Annotated in this window: 12 protein-coding genes; 6 read left to right on the top strand and 6 right to left on the bottom strand. The window is 62.1% G+C overall.

Going from position 1 to position 13,700, the window contains the following annotated elements; all coding sequences use genetic code 11:
• Nucleotides 1–204: 204 nt before the first annotated feature.
• The gene (locus GLW01_RS06255) at nt 205–2,355 is read right to left on the bottom strand and encodes an EAL domain-containing response regulator (protein WP_160898536.1); all 2,151 of its coding nucleotides are present in this window, start codon (nt 2,353–2,355) and stop codon (nt 205–207) included.
• A 286-nt stretch (nt 2,356–2,641) separates the two neighbouring features.
• Here GLW01_RS06255 and GLW01_RS06250 point away from each other — a divergent pair, with 286 nt between their 5' ends.
• The 3 genes from GLW01_RS06250 (at nt 2,642) to acs (ending at nt 7,546) form a co-directional block, all read left to right on the top strand.
• Nucleotides 2,642–3,874 (top strand): AAA family ATPase, encoded by a 1,233-nt coding sequence (locus tag GLW01_RS06250; protein ID WP_160898535.1) that lies wholly within the window; start codon nt 2,642–2,644, stop codon nt 3,872–3,874.
• Between the two features lie 116 nt (nt 3,875–3,990).
• The gene (locus GLW01_RS06245; protein ID WP_151441274.1) at nt 3,991–5,529 is read left to right on the top strand and encodes a fatty acyl-CoA reductase; all 1,539 of its coding nucleotides are present in this window, start codon (nt 3,991–3,993) and stop codon (nt 5,527–5,529) included.
• A 73-nt stretch (nt 5,530–5,602) separates the two neighbouring features.
• Nucleotides 5,603–7,546, top strand: a complete 1,944-nt coding sequence (gene acs / locus GLW01_RS06240; RefSeq protein ID WP_160898534.1) for an acetate--CoA ligase — start codon at nt 5,603–5,605, stop codon at nt 7,544–7,546.
• A 77-nt stretch (nt 7,547–7,623) separates the two neighbouring features.
• On the opposite strand, the gene GLW01_RS06235 is transcribed toward acs, so the two are convergent.
• From GLW01_RS06235 to GLW01_RS06225, 3 genes are all read right to left on the bottom strand, one after another.
• A complete protein-coding gene (locus GLW01_RS06235) occupies nt 7,624–8,073 on the bottom strand; it encodes a YaiI/YqxD family protein (protein WP_160898533.1) in 450 nt (149 codons plus the stop codon).
• Entirely contained in the window at nt 8,070–9,263 is a 1,194-nt protein-coding gene (locus tag GLW01_RS06230; RefSeq protein ID WP_160898532.1) for a multidrug effflux MFS transporter, read from the bottom strand. Before GLW01_RS06230 ends, GLW01_RS06235 begins: the two co-directional genes overlap by 4 nt.
• An 84-nt stretch (nt 9,264–9,347) precedes the next feature.
• Complete coding sequence (locus GLW01_RS06225; protein WP_160898531.1) at nt 9,348–9,845, bottom strand: tryptophan-rich sensory protein; 498 nt, start codon at nt 9,843–9,845, stop codon at nt 9,348–9,350.
• Nucleotides 9,846–9,936: 91 nt separating this feature from the next.
• Between GLW01_RS06225 and GLW01_RS06220 the strand changes: the two genes are divergently transcribed.
• Nucleotides 9,937–10,332 carry an acyl-CoA thioesterase gene (locus GLW01_RS06220; protein ID WP_151441269.1) on the top strand — a complete coding sequence of 132 codons (396 nt, stop codon included), beginning with the start codon at nt 9,937–9,939 and terminating at the stop codon, nt 10,330–10,332.
• Entirely contained in the window at nt 10,332–10,646 is a 315-nt protein-coding gene (locus GLW01_RS06215) for a cupin domain-containing protein (RefSeq protein WP_151441268.1), read from the top strand. Before GLW01_RS06220 ends, GLW01_RS06215 begins: the two co-directional genes overlap by 1 nt.
• 42 nt (nt 10,647–10,688) lie before the next feature.
• Here GLW01_RS06215 and GLW01_RS06210 read toward each other — a convergent pair whose 3' ends face one another.
• Entirely contained in the window at nt 10,689–11,273 is a 585-nt protein-coding gene (locus tag GLW01_RS06210; protein ID WP_160898530.1) for a DUF1439 domain-containing protein, read from the bottom strand.
• Between the two features lie 17 nt (nt 11,274–11,290).
• Nucleotides 11,291–12,520: a pyridoxal phosphate-dependent aminotransferase gene (locus tag GLW01_RS06205; protein ID WP_151441266.1), complete on the bottom strand. Its 1,230-nt coding sequence runs from the start codon at nt 12,518–12,520 to the stop codon at nt 11,291–11,293.
• 190 nt (nt 12,521–12,710) lie between these two features.
• Here GLW01_RS06205 and GLW01_RS06200 point away from each other — a divergent pair, with 190 nt between their 5' ends.
• Nucleotides 12,711–13,697, top strand: coding sequence for a D-2-hydroxyacid dehydrogenase (locus GLW01_RS06200; protein ID WP_160898529.1), 987 nt, complete (start codon nt 12,711–12,713; stop codon nt 13,695–13,697).
• The last annotated feature ends 3 nt before the right edge of the window (nt 13,698–13,700 follow it).

Below are 13,700 nucleotides of genomic sequence, written 5' to 3'. Positions count from 1 at the left end.
CACATCCGGCCAGGGTCTCTGTGGAACAGACCGCAGTTTCCGGTTGCACGAGTTAACGAAAAAACCAAAAAATGCAACTTGAATCAGATATCTGATCTGATCGTTCGACAACTGGGCGCGAAGTTCTGATGTTTCCGGCATTGATTGTTCCGGAAGGCCGGGGCCGGATAGCCGTCGTCGGGTAAGGGAAAGGTCGTGTGCCGGTCAGATAACGCTGTAGTACACCGGTTCCGGTGAGGCGTCCGAGAGTGCGAGTTCGTCCCTGGGCCGGGCCTCACTGAAGTAATGGCCCTGGACACTGTCGCAGCCGAGTTCGCGCAGGTAGGCGAGCTGGTCCCGGGTTTCCACACCCTCGGCCACGATATCGAGCTGGAGTCCGCGGGCCATGGCGGTAATGGCGTTGACAATGCAGGCGCCTTCCTCGCCGTGACGGATGCTGCGCACGAAGCTCTGATCCACCTTGAGCGTGTGGATCGGCAACCGGTGGAGGTAGTTGAGGGAGGAATAGCCAGTACCGAAATCATCGATAGCGATCCGGATGCCGTAGCTTGAGAGCTGGTCCAGCTTGAGGCTGATCTGCTCCAGATCGCTGATGATCATGTTCTCGGTGATCTCGATCTCCAGGCGCTCGGGAGGCAGGTCATAGTGCTCCAGCCTCTGGAGTAGAAGATCCACAAATCGAGGATGCTCCACCTGCATGGGGGAGAAGTTGACCGACAGCCGGACATCCTCTTCCGTATTCTTCAGCCATGAACCCATCTCGCGGCAGGCCGTGGCCAGAACCCATTCACTGAGATCACCGATCAGGCGGGTCTCCTCGGCCAGTGGCAGGAATTCCCCCGGCTGCAGCAGGCCACGCGTGGGATGCTGCCAGCGTACCAGAGCCTCAAGTCCGCGACAGAGCCCGGTGCGCAGGCAGATCTGGGGCTGGTAGAAGACCCGCAGTTCACCCGCCTGGAGGGCGCGCCGCAGGTCGCGCTCCATACCGAGGCGGTGGGTGGTGTTCACGCTCATGGATTCCGTGAAGAACTGGTAGCCATCCTTGCCCCGGCCCTTGACGTGGTACATGGCCACATCCGCCTGCTGGATCAGTTCCTCAAGCTTGCTTCCTGACTCGGGGTAGAGGGCAATGCCGATGCTGACGCCTACATAGACCTCGTGCTCACCGAGCTTGAACGGGCTCCTGAGCGCCTCCATCAGCTTGCGGGCGATGGTGCGGGCGTCGTCGGCGTGCCGGATCTCGGGCAGCAGCAGGGTGAATTCGTCGCCGCCAAAGCGTGACAGGGTGTCCCCCTGGCGCAGGCAGCCCTCAAGGCGCTGCGTCACGGCCTGCAGCAGCCGGTCGCCCATGGCATGGCCGAGGCTGTCATTCACCACCTTGAAGCGGTCCAGATCGATGAACATGACCGCCAGCTTCTGGTTGTTGCGCTCCGCCTGGGAAATGCTCAGGCCCAGACGGTCCTTGAACAGGGCCCGGTTGGGCAACCGGGTGAGCAGGTCGTGATAGGCCTGGAAGTTGATGAAGGCCTCGGCTTCCTTGCGTTCGGTGATGTCGCGGGCCGTTCCGTAGATCTGGAAGGCGGCCTCACCGGGGGCGCCGGATTCGTCCTCCATGGGGAACGCGGTGATCTCGAAATGCCGGTTGCCCCGCGCACTGCCACGGGATTTGAGTCTGAGCTCGATGGTCCGCGGGTTGTCGGCGCTGATGGTGGGGTCCCGGAAGGCCCAGTCCACCCGGCCCACATCCTGCTCTTCGATCAGGTGGCGGATATGCCGGCCTTCAAGGTCTTCTGGGCGGTAGCCGAGCAGGGATTCCACCTTGCTGTTGAGGAACCGGAAGTGGCCGTTGCGGTCCAGGATGAACACGATGTCCGGTGAACTGTTCACGATGCAGCGGTGCAGCTGCTCGGACTGGCGCAGCTGTGTCTGAGCCTCCTGGTGACACTGTTCCAGCTGCCGCGTCTCCAGCACGCTTTCGACAGTTGCGGTCAGTTCCTCACTGTCGTAGGGCTTGCGTAGATAGTCATAGGCACCGCGCCGCAGGGCACGGCTGATGGCATTGAAAGAGGTGTCGCCGCTGATGACCACCACGGCGCTATCGATGCCGCGACGGTCCAGAAACGCCATGACCTCATGCCCGCTGATATCCGGCAGGCGGAGATCCAGCAGTACAAGCTCATACCGGCCCCTGCCGAGTTTCTGGCAGGCATCATTGCCGTTGAAGGCGGTCTCCGGGTGGTAGCCCTGGTGTGCGAGCAGGTTATGGAGGCTGCTGCAGACCGCTGTGTCGTCATCGACGATGAGCAGAGGCGTCCCGGCTGTTTCAACCTTGTTATCGTTATTATCTGGATCCATGACGGAAGACGGCCCGATCGGATTCAGGGTTCAAGTCTAGCCGGTGATGGACGATTGTGCGCCCTGCCTCTCCGAAACTTTGAACCCGGTCTCACTTTTTATGCTAGGAAGCCTAATCCATTTGTCCGGGAAATGAAAGATTTGTAGCTGTCAGTTCAGCATGCACTCCAACAAATACGCCGAACAGTCTGGTTGTGCCCCTGCTTCAGTGCGGGGCGGGACTGTCCCGGACTGGTCAGCCGGCGTACAATGATCCGATGCGGTTGGCAGTATCTGCGGTGTCGGAATGAATCATAACAACAGCTCCAGCGCAGTTGACCGCCCGGAATCCGGTTCCCGGGTCCCGCTCACCCTCGCGATCACCGGGGGCAAGGGTGGTGTGGGCAAGACCCAGGTGGCTCTCAACCTGGCTCTGGTCCTGGCGCGCCAGGGCTATCGTACGCTGCTTCTGGACGGCGATGTGGAACTCGCCAACGTGAACGTGATGCTGGGGGTCTATCCCGGCATGACGCTGGAGCACGTGGTGCTGGGGGAGCGGACCCTGGATGAGGTGCTGCTACCGGTCACCGAGAATCTGGATCTGCTGCCAGGAGCATCCGGGGTGCCGGGGTGCCTGGAGCTGGACAGCGCACGGCGCGAAGATTTCCTGGCGCAGCTCAGGACGCTTGAGCAGGGCTATGACCGTGTCATCATCGATACCGCTGCTGGCCTGAGCACTCCCGCGCTGCACATGGTCGCCGCCTCCCATCTGGCGGCGCTTGTGATCACGCCGGATCCGACGTCTCTCACCGATGCGTTCTCCCTGGTCAAGGTGCTTCACCGCAAGGGATACCGGCGCACACCCAGTGTCATCGTCAACATGGCACGCGGAGCTACCGAGGCACAGACCGTCTACCGCCGTTTTTCGACCGCTGTCTCCCGGTATATCGGCGTCCAGCTGCACTATCTGGGCGCCATCTGGCGGGACGAGACCATAGCCCAGTCCATCAGCACCCAGCGTCCCGTCGCGATGATGGATGACAGTGACCCTTCCTGCCGCCAGTTCTGGACTCTGGCCGACATGCTGGCGGTGCGCTGCTCCCAGGGCGTCGCGCCGGCCAATGGGTTTGCCCGGTATTGGGGACGGCTGGTCCGCCGGCGCCACCAGCAGCGCAGTGAACAGCAGCCACAGAAGGCGGTGGCGACTGGCAGTAACCGTGAATGGCTTGCCTCACTGGGTGAGCGCTTGCACCGTTCCCAGGGCGATCCGCTGAGCCGGTACCGTCTGATTACCGGGATACTCGAGACCCTCGGGGAGTCCGTGGACGAGGATGCGGTGGAAGCGCTCCAGACGGGCCTGGCGGCGATGAACTGGGAAGAAGCTCCGGTCACGGTGCGGCGGGCCGCCTCCGAACATTTCCGGCAGCTGGCGCGGGTTGTGGCTCCGCCAGAGGGGCTGCGGCCGGAGGAGGGCAGGGCGCTGGGCGCCGGGGCGGACGCCTCGGGAGAGCCGGCTACGGAAGACTCTGGTCCGGGGTAACCATCCCTTTACTGATTGCGGGAAAGCGATCACGTTTCAGGGGGTGATCAGATCCTGCTCAATGTTACACTCAGGTCTTGACCGCAACCCCGAGACTCACTTTCAGGGAGGTGACCATGGAATCGGAACAGGCCAATGCCGCAGCCAGTGAGTCCAGTGTGCTCGGTGAACTCCAGGGCAAACGGGTACTGATCACGGGTGTGACGGGGTTCGTCGGCAAGGTGGTGCTGGAGAAACTGATCCGTGCGGTGCCGGACATCGGTGGCATAACGCTGCTGATACGCGGCAATCGGCGTCATGGCACCGCCAGCGAACGGTTTGCAAACGAAGTGGCGACCGCCTCCGTCTTTGACCGGCTGCGTGTGGACGAGCCGGAGCGGCTGGATACCTTTCTGGACAGCCGGATCCAGTGCGTGACCGGCGAGATTACGGAACCCTGCTTTGGCATGACCCGCGCCCGCTTCCAGGAACTGGCGGCGGAAACCGACGGTGTCATCAATGTGGCTGCGAGCGTGGACTTCCGTGAGCCGCTGGACCAGGCCCTGGCGATCAACGCGCTGAGCCTGCGTAATGTCACCGAGTTTGTGCAGGAGGCCGGGGACATACCACTGGTGCAGGTTTCCACCTGCTACGTGAACGGCTACAACCGTGGCCACCGCCACGAGGAGCTGGTCACACCCGCCGGTCGGGGGATCACCCGGGACCCGGACGGGACCTGCCGTGTCGAGGATCTGATCGTCACCCTCCAGGATCGTATTGCGGATCTGCGCAGCCGCTACAGCGGGCAGAAACTCCAGGAGGAACTGGTCAATCTCGGGATCCGGGAGGCCAACCGTCTTGGTTGGAACGACACCTATACCCTGACCAAGTGGATCGGCGAGCAACTCCTGGCCCGCAACCTGCGTGGTGGCTCGGTAACCATTCTGCGCCCCTCGATTGTTGAGAGCACACTGGAGGAACCGGTACCCGGCTGGGTCGAGGGTGTGAAGGTGGCGGATGCCGTCATCATGGCCTATGCCCGGGGCAACGTCATGTTCTTCCCCGGGCGCCGGCGGGGCGTGATCGACGTCATCCCGGCGGATCTCGTGGCCAATGGCATCATCCTCTCGCTGGCGGAACAGTTGCAATCGCCGGGTCGGCAGCGCATCTACCAGTGCTGCAGTGGCTCATCCAACCCGCTGCGGCTGGATGAGTTCATCAACCATGTCATGACGGAAGCCAGGGAAAACCATCAGGCCTATGACCACCTGTTCTACCAGAAACCGAAGCTGCCTTTCCTGGCTGTGAACCGGCGCCTGTTCAATACCGTCAGCTGGGGTGCCGGTATTCCGGTCAATGCGGTCCGCCGGGGGCTTCAGTGGCTGGGTCGTGATGCCGAGCTGAAAACGGTAGAGCATTTCCAGACGACCATGAAACTGGCTACAACTTTCGGTTTCTATTCCTGCCCGGACTACACCTTCCATAATGACCGGCTGCTGGAGATGGCGCAGCGGATGGGGGATGAGGACCGCCGCCTCTTTCCCGTGGATGCGCGGCGTATCAACTGGCGCCGCTATATCCGCAGTGTGCACCTGGCCGGCCTTAACGGGTATGCCCTGAAGGAACGCAAACTCTACCGGATGAAACAGCGCCGCAACCGCCGGCGCGTTGCCTGATTGAACGGCGCTGGTGGCAAGCGCCGTTCAGCTGTCATACAGTCATGGTATCCCCCACCGAAGGAGAACCGCCATGGCTGCGGACAGTGTCTATCCCATCAGTGATTCCATGAAGAACGCCCATATCAACAGGGAGCAGTACGAAGCCATGTACCGGGAATCCATTGAGGATCCTGATGGTTTCTGGGGCAGGCATGGTAAGCGCATCGACTGGATGCGCCCCTACACGAAAGTCAAGAACACCAGTTTTGACCGCAATAACCTCAGTATCCGCTGGTTTGAGGACGGCACCCTCAACGCCTCGGTCAACTGCCTGGACCGCCATCTGGCGGACAAAGGCGATCAGACGGCGATCATCTTCGAGGGGGACGAGCCCGATGTCTCCCGTTATGTGAGCTACCGCGAACTGCACGAAAAGACCTGCCGCTTTGCCAATGCCCTGAAAGGCCTGGGCGTGAAAAAAGGGGACGTGGTGACCCTCTACATGCCCATGATCGTGGAAACCGCTGTGGCCATGCTGGCCTGCGCCCGCATCGGCGCCATCCATTCGGTGGTTTTCGCGGGTTTTTCTCCCGAGGCGCTCGCGGCACGCATCGGCAACGGTGGCTCCCGCTTCGTGATCACCGCGGACGAGGGCGTTCGGGGTGGCAGGCGCATTCCCCTCAAGAGCAATGTGGACCAGGCGCTGGAGGAGCCGGCGGCCAATGTGGTCGAACGCGTCGTCGTGCTGGGTTATACCGGTGGGGCCATGCAGTGGCATGACAGCCGTGATGTGGATTTCAACGGCCTTATGGAAGAGGCGGAGCCCTGGTGTGAGCCCGAGGAGATGAACGCCGAGGATCCGCTGTTCATGCTCTACACCTCCGGTTCAACCGGGGCCCCCAAGGGGGTGCTCCACACCACCGGGGGCTACATGGTCTACACCAGCATCACCCACGAGTACGTGTTCGACTACCGCCCGGGGGATGTGTTCTGGTGCACCGCCGACGTGGGCTGGATCACCGGGCACAGTTACACGCTGTACGGCCCACTGGCGAACGGCGCCACGACCCTGCTTTATGAGGGTATCCCCACCTACCCGGATGAATCCCGTCTCGGGCGGATCGTCGACAAACACCAGGTGGCGACGCTCTATACCGCCCCCACGGGCATCCGTGCGCTCATGGCGGGCGGTGATCATGTGATGGATGGAACCTCCCGGGCCAGCCTGAGACTGCTGGGAACCGCCGGTGAGCCCATCAACCCCCAGGCCTGGGAATGGTTCTACCGGGTGATCGGTAACGAGCAGGCACCGATCGTGGACACCTGGTGGCAGACCGAGACCGGTGGGGTGATGATCGGGCCATTGCCCGGGGCGATGGAACTCAAGCCCGGTTCGGCCACCCGTCCCTTCTTCGGGGTTCAGCCCGCGCTCTTCGACAGCGAGGGTAATGAACTGGAGGGCGCCACAGGCGGCAATCTGGTCATCAAGGACAGCTGGCCCGCCCAGATGCGCACCATCTTCGGGGACCATGAACGCTTCATCAAGACCTACTTCAGCACCTATGACGGCGTTTACTTCACCGGTGACGGCGCCAAGCGCGACGAGGATGGCGACTACTGGATCACTGGCCGTGTCGATGACGTGCTCAATGTCTCCGGCCACCGGCTGGGTACCGCGGAAGTGGAGAGTGCTCTGGTGGCCCATGACAAGGTGGCCGAGGCGGCGGTTGTGGGGTATCCGCATGACGTCAAGGGTGAGGGGATCTACGTTTACGTCACGCTCATGAAGGGGGAGGAACCCACGGATGCGCTGCGTGATGAGCTGGTGCAGTGGGTGCGCCAGCGGATCGGCCCCATTGCCACGCCGGATGTGATCCAGTGGGCGCCGGGGCTGCCCAAGACCCGCTCGGGTAAGATCATGCGCCGTATTCTGCGCAAGATCGCCTCCAACGAGACGGACAATCTGGGCGATACATCGACTCTGGCTGACCCGGGCGTGGTGGATGAGCTCATGGAGTACCGGGCTTTCCGCTGAATGCAGTGCAGTACCTGCCGCAGCTGGAGCCCCTTGCCATGGATGTTTTCCAGCGTTGGCTGGACGGCCTCTGAGGGTTATGTCTTCTGTTGTTGCAGCCAGCGGTCCAGCTGGTTGCCGAAGGCCTGCTTCTCACGCTGACCAAGTGGGGGCGGGCCACCGCTCTGGATGCCGCTGGCGCGCATGGTGTCCATGAAGTCGCGCATGTTCAGGCGGCTGCGGATGCTGTCACGGGTGTAGAGCTCGCCGCGGGGGGTCAGGGCGGTTGCGCCCTTCTCCATGGCCTCTGCAGCCAGCGGGATGTCGGCGGTGATCAACAGGTCGCCGGATTCGATAAGACGCACGATCTCATTATCCGCTTCGTCATAGCCGGAGCGCACCTGCATGTGTTCGATGCTGGGCAGTGAAGGAGCAGGAATCGGTTGGTTGGCCACCAGGACCAGCCGCATGCCGGTCCGCTTCACCGCCCGGTAGAGAATCTCCCGTATGGGCACGGGGCAGGCGTCGGCATCCACCCAGATCGTCATACCGCCATCTCCTTTGCGCGTTTGACCGCAGCCGGGGCCCCGGCTGCCAGCAGGACACAGCCCGTTGAACAGGCTGCCATGACCAGCACGATCGGCACCAGTGAGCCGCCGCTGATGGCGGCTGAACCCGCACTGATGAGACCCGCAATGGTGAACTGGGAGGCGCCCAGCATTGCCGAGGCGGTGCCGCCCAGCCGCGGGAAGAATTCCAGTGCATTCGCCATGTTGTTGGGAACCAGGGCTCCCATGCAGCCCGTGGCCACAATGATGCAGGCGGCCACCGCCCAGTAGGGGGCACCGGCCAGGGCACAGGCCACCAGGAGTGCGATAGCTGTGGCCTGGATGAACACATAGACCCGCAACAGGAGGACCCCCTGGAAGTGCAGCAGCAGCCGTCGATTGACCAGGCTGAAGACGGCCATGGCCCCTATGTTGGCGGCGAAGAGCGCCGAAAAGAGAGTGTTGGAGAGGCCGAACCATTCCTGGTAGATGAAGGAGGCGTTGGTGATGAACACCAGCATAGCGCTGAAAGCCAGGGCCTGGAGCGCGACGAAGCGCATGGTGGCAGGATGCCTGAGTACCAGCAGGTAGTTGGTGACCAGTGTATGCACGGGCGTACGATCGCGTTGCCTGGGCGTGAGCCGCCGGAACAGCGCAAAGTGCAGCAGCAGTGCAAGCAGCGCTGCATAGCCCGCGAGCATGACGAAGATGGTTTGCCAGCCGCTGAGCGTCAGAAGCAGGGTTCCAAGGGACGGCGCCGCCGCCGGCGCAATGAACATGATGAGCCCAATGAGCCCGAACAGCCTCGCTGAATCCGCGCCCTCCGCCTGGTCCCGCACCAGTGCTGGTACGGAGACGGCGCAGAGCGCGCCCCCGATGCCCTGGCTGGCGCGCCAGGCGAGCATTTCCGTCAGGGAGCCGGCCTGGGCAACCATCAGGGCTGAGCCTGCGAATAACGCCAACCCACTGAACAGGATGCGCTGCCGGCCATACCGATCTGAGAGAGGGCCGCCGACCAGCTGGGCCAGCCCGAGAGTCGCAACGTAGGCGCTCAGGGTGAGTCCCACGTCCGCATTCTCAGTGCCGAACTCCCGCGCGATGGTTGGAAACGCGGGCAGGTAGGCATCCAGTGCCAGGGGGCCCAGGGCTACGGTCATCCCCAGCAGAATGGCCAGCTGCATCTGTGGCATGCAAAGGGTCTCCGGATCAAAACGGCCATTCTAGCACTGGTAAGAAAGCAGTGCTTAGGGAGCTAATTAGTAGAGGTACGGACGTCAGCCCAGGGTCACCGGGTTGAGCTGCCAGACGGTGTAGTTCAGAGCCACCGCCAGGCTGACCCAGAGCAGGTAGGGCAGCAGCATCAGGCCCGCCAGTCGGTGGGCGCGCAGGAAGCTGATCAGGGTGGCCAGGATCATCAGCCAGAGCAGCACAACAGTGGCGAAGGACCAGGCTCCAAGGTGCCAGACAAAGAACAGCCAGCTCCAGAGCGCATTGGGGACCAGTTGGACCAGGAAAAGCGTTAGTGCCTTGGGCGCGCCGCGGAAACCCGAGCGACGCCAGACGAGCCAGACTGCGACCGCCATCAGGGTATAGAGCGTGGTCCAGGCCGGGCCGAACCAGGCGGCCGGCGGTGCCCAGGCGGGCTGGGTCAATGACTGATAGAACCCGCTGGCGTTGACGGACGCCACGGCGCCAAGGACCGCCACCGCCAGCATGAGGGCAATCCAGGCTGCCAGACCGGCCAGCTGTTTACGTGTTGAAATACGTGCCATGTAAGATCCCCGGCTTCTGTAGTGGACAGGTATTGTGAATCCTATACGCTGGTCAGCGTTCTGACGCTCAACCGCCATAAGGAGACTCTGGATGTTTCACCATGAAATCGAACCCCGGTTCAACGAAACCGATGCGCTGGGCCACATCAGCAACACCGCCTTTCCGGTATGGTTCGAGCAGGCGCGGATGCCGGTTTTCCGGATTTTCCACTCCTCGCTGGATTTTGAGCACTGGCCGCTGATCATTGCGCGGCTGGAGGTTGATCTCAAAGCCCAGAGCTATTGGGGCACGCCTGTGACGATCCGTACCGGCATCGGGAAAATCGGCAATTCCTCGTTCCATGTTGTTCAGGAAGCCTGGCAGGGTGACACTCAGGTAGCCCGGGGCGTTGCCGTTCTGATCCATTTCGATTATGAGACCGAAACTGCATTGGCCATCCCCGACGATATCCGGGAAAAGCTGAATCAGCATCTCGTGGACGCCTGATGGATAATCTGCTGTCATCCCTTCCGCAGACGCTCGACGGCGAGGCATTTGAATCCATTCTTGAGGCGAGCCACGTCCGTATCGAGCGGATTGTCTCAAGAGGCCATACCTCACCAGACTACGGCTGGTACGATCAGGACGAACACGAATGGGTCCTGGTGTTGGAGGGCGCGGGAACTGTGCTGTTTGAGCAGGGCCCGGAGATCCACCTGAAGAAAGGCGACCACCTGACGATTCCCGCCCATTCAAGGCACCGGGTCAGCTGGACTGACCCGGAGACTGTGACGGTCTGGCTGGCGGTGTTCTACCGCTGACAACAGCAGGGCGCGTATTTCGCCTGGCTGGTGAAGCGTCAGCTACCGGATTGAACGCTGCACGTCATCCCCGGAGCCGGCGGGCACCAGAACCAGTCGGCCGGGCTGGACGTCGATACGCAGGTTCATCATACCGAAGAGCCGGGCGCCAGTGTCCGCCTCATCCAGCCGGTAGACCGGGCGTTCGTTAAGGAACTGCGAGGCAATGTCCGACAGGGTTCCGGTAATGGGCGAGAGGTCAAACGCGCTGCCTGCAGCTTCCACGTTGGTGGACAGCACCTTGAGATTGCGGATGTAAATGGCCTTTTCCTCCGCCTCATAGACCGGCGTGCCCTCGACGCTGAAATTCAGGTCAATGGGGATCCTTGGCGCTTGGAGAACGGCGCGCCCACCGAAATCGACCACGGCCACATCCCGATCTTCCGGGCCAATGGCCACATCGGCGCTGGTCAGTTCCAGTGTGATGGGGAGGCCGCGGTCGCTGAGATCCCGGGAAAAATCCGTGATCCGTTCACTGATGTGTTTCTCTACGGTGGACTCATCCACGCTGTAGGGGGAGAAGCTGGCGCAGCCACCGGCGAAGGCCGGCAGCAGCACCAGAAGGGCGGTTCTGGCAATCCGTTTCATCGGAGTCCTTATCTCTGTCACAGGTTCTGTTTCTTCATCCAGGGGATGATGCGCTCAAAGGCTTCCTGGATCCGCTCGCTCGTGGTGGAGAACGAGAACCGGATCGAGTTGGTGCAGTGTTCCCCAAAGGCGTCGCCGGGAACCGCGCAGACACCGGTCTCCTTGAGCATACGCAGACACAGGTCCGAGGCGTCCACATGATCCGGCAGGTCCGGGAAGATGAAGAAACCGCCATTGGGCTTATAGCCGGTCAGATACGGTGTCTGGTTCACCAGATCGACGATCAGGTCCCGCCGCTCGCGGTAGATCTCGATCATGTCCCGTACGCTCTGCTGGTCGCCCTCCAGGGCTGCCACGCCGGCGAACTGGGCTGGTGTGTTCGCCACCGATGTGGTGAACATATGGTAGCGCCTCAGTTTCTTGATCGCACCCTGGCTGGAGATGATCCAGCCCACACGCAGCCCCGCCATACTGTAGGTCTTCGAGAAGCTGGAGATGCACATCAGGTGGTCCAGATCCGTCCCGCAGCTGAGTACGCTGGAATACTCCTCGTCGTCCAGCACCAGGTGGTCGTAGACCTCGTCACTGAAGACCTGGATGCCCCGGAAGGCGCATTCCTCGACGATCCGTTCAATGGTGGACTTGGGGTAGACCGCCCCTGTCGGATTGTTCGGGGAGTTCAGCACCACCGCGAAGGTACGCATGCTGATGTTCTTGATGATGTCGTCCGGATCGAGCTGATGGCCGTTTTCAGGACGCGTGGGGATGAACTTCACCTCGCCACCGTTCATTCGGATGAGCGGTGCGTACAGCAGAAATGATGGATCCACCACCAGGAACTGGCGCCCGGGCGCGGCGGTGGCTGAGAGCGCCAGGTACATGGCCTCGGTTGCTCCGCTGGTCACCAGGATGTTCTCGGTGGAGAGCTTGCGGCCGTAACGGTTTCCGTAATAGTCACGCAGCGCCACCAGCAGTTCCGGCAGGCCGGCGTCCATGGTATAGCCGGTCTGGCCCGCCTGGATGGAATCCACCATAGCGTCGGTCACGTGCTTGGGGGTAGGCAGGTCCGGCTGGCCGATGGACAGATGGATGACATCATCCATTTCCGCGGCCATGTTGACCATGCGGCGGATGCCCGGCACCGGTATCGCCTGCATCGAGGGATGCCAGCGGGCCTTGGTCTTGCGATAGGTCAGCTTACGCTTGGGCGCGCTCTCGGGTACTGCCTTGCCTGCCGACGTAGCCATTAACCGCTCTCCCATACATCAATGAGTTCAAACAATCGGACATCAACCACAATGGCCAAGATAGGGGTGGAAAGCAAGAACAGGTAAGGGTAATCCCGTAAAGCGAGACTCTGGTGTGGCGCACCCTGAGCATGGCATTACGTGGATTGAGGCTCTACCCTGAGAGGACGCCAATCAGCAGGAGAGCACCATGGCCAGCACCGAGACACGCCCCGTGATCACCGTCCTTACAGCGCCGGACGAGGAGCGTCCGCCGGGGCTGGACCCACTGTTCGAACGGGCCGAGGTCCGTTTTGCCTGGGATGCCGATACCCTGCGACAGACACTGCCGGGTACCCGCATCATGATGGTGACCGATTTCCGCACCGATGCCCTGCGCGAGGCCTGGCCCTCGGCAGAGAGCCTGGAGTGGATCCATGCAACCAGTGCCGGGGTGGATGCGCTGATGTTTCCGGAGCTGGTCAACAGTGGGGTCACCGTTACCAATGCCCAGGGCATCTTTGACCGCAGCATTGCCGAATACGTGCTCTGCACCATCCTGATGTTCGCCAAGGACTTTCCGCACTCGATCCGGCTGCAGATGGCCCACCAGTGGCAGCACCGGGACACCGAGCGGGCTCAGGGATCGCGTGTTCTGGTCGTGGGGGCGGGCTCAATCGGGCGCCAGATCGGGCGCCTGGTGACGGCCGTGGGCATGGAGGCGCACGGTGTGGCCCGCCGGGCCCGCAGTGATGACCCCGATTTCGAGGCCGTCCACGACAATGCCGCGATCCCCGAGCAGCTCGGTCTGGCCGATTACGTGGTGATTGCCGCGCCGCTGACGCCGGCAACGGAGAAACTGTTTGATGCGAAAGCCTTCCAGGCCATGAAGCCGACGGCCCGGCTGATCAACATCGGTCGCGGGCCCATCGTGGATACCCAGGCACTGGTGGAGGCACTGCAGAGCGGCGAAATCGCCGGCGCGGGGCTGGATGTGTTCGAGGAGGAGCCGCTGCCCTCCGATCACCCGCTCTGGGCCATGGAGAATGTGACCATGACCGCCCACATGGCGGGTGATTTCATCGGCTGGAAGAAAGCGCTGACCGAGCAGTTCTTCGATAACCTCGACAACTGGGTGGCGGGGCGCGACTTTTTCAACGTGGTTGATAAGGCATCCGGGTACGTCCCCAACCGATGAGGT

It is taken from the genome of Vreelandella halophila (genome assembly GCF_009856365.1).
GTDB lineage: Bacteria > Pseudomonadota > Gammaproteobacteria > Pseudomonadales > Oleiphilaceae > Halospina > Halospina utahensis_B.
The sequence above is the reverse complement of the archived record's forward strand: the minus strand, read 5'-3'. Positions and strand labels throughout refer to the sequence as shown.

Excerpts from the sequence above, each read along its gene's own strand:
- GLW01_RS06210 (WP_160898530.1), bottom strand. The coding sequence starts at position 11,273 with ATGAAACGGATTGCCAGAACCGCCCTTCTGGTGCTGCTGCCGGCCTTC.
- GLW01_RS06205 (WP_151441266.1), bottom strand. The coding sequence starts at position 12,520 with ATGGCTACGTCGGCAGGCAAGGCAGTACCCGAGAGCGCGCCCAAGCGT.
- GLW01_RS06235 (WP_160898533.1), bottom strand. The coding sequence starts at position 8,073 with ATGACGATCTGGGTGGATGCCGACGCCTGCCCCGTGCCCATACGGGAG.
- acs (WP_160898534.1), top strand. The coding sequence starts at position 5,603 with ATGGCTGCGGACAGTGTCTATCCCATCAGTGATTCCATGAAGAACGCC.
- GLW01_RS06255 (WP_160898536.1), bottom strand. The coding sequence starts at position 2,355 with ATGGATCCAGATAATAACGATAACAAGGTTGAAACAGCCGGGACGCCT.
- GLW01_RS06200 (WP_160898529.1), top strand. The coding sequence starts at position 12,711 with ATGGCCAGCACCGAGACACGCCCCGTGATCACCGTCCTTACAGCGCCG.
- GLW01_RS06220 (WP_151441269.1), top strand. The coding sequence starts at position 9,937 with ATGTTTCACCATGAAATCGAACCCCGGTTCAACGAAACCGATGCGCTG.
- GLW01_RS06215 (WP_151441268.1), top strand. The coding sequence starts at position 10,332 with ATGGATAATCTGCTGTCATCCCTTCCGCAGACGCTCGACGGCGAGGCA.
- GLW01_RS06245 (WP_151441274.1), top strand. The coding sequence starts at position 3,991 with ATGGAATCGGAACAGGCCAATGCCGCAGCCAGTGAGTCCAGTGTGCTC.
- GLW01_RS06225 (WP_160898531.1), bottom strand. The coding sequence starts at position 9,845 with ATGGCACGTATTTCAACACGTAAACAGCTGGCCGGTCTGGCAGCCTGG.
- GLW01_RS06230 (WP_160898532.1), bottom strand. The coding sequence starts at position 9,263 with ATGCCACAGATGCAGCTGGCCATTCTGCTGGGGATGACCGTAGCCCTG.
- GLW01_RS06250 (WP_160898535.1), top strand. The coding sequence starts at position 2,642 with ATGAATCATAACAACAGCTCCAGCGCAGTTGACCGCCCGGAATCCGGT.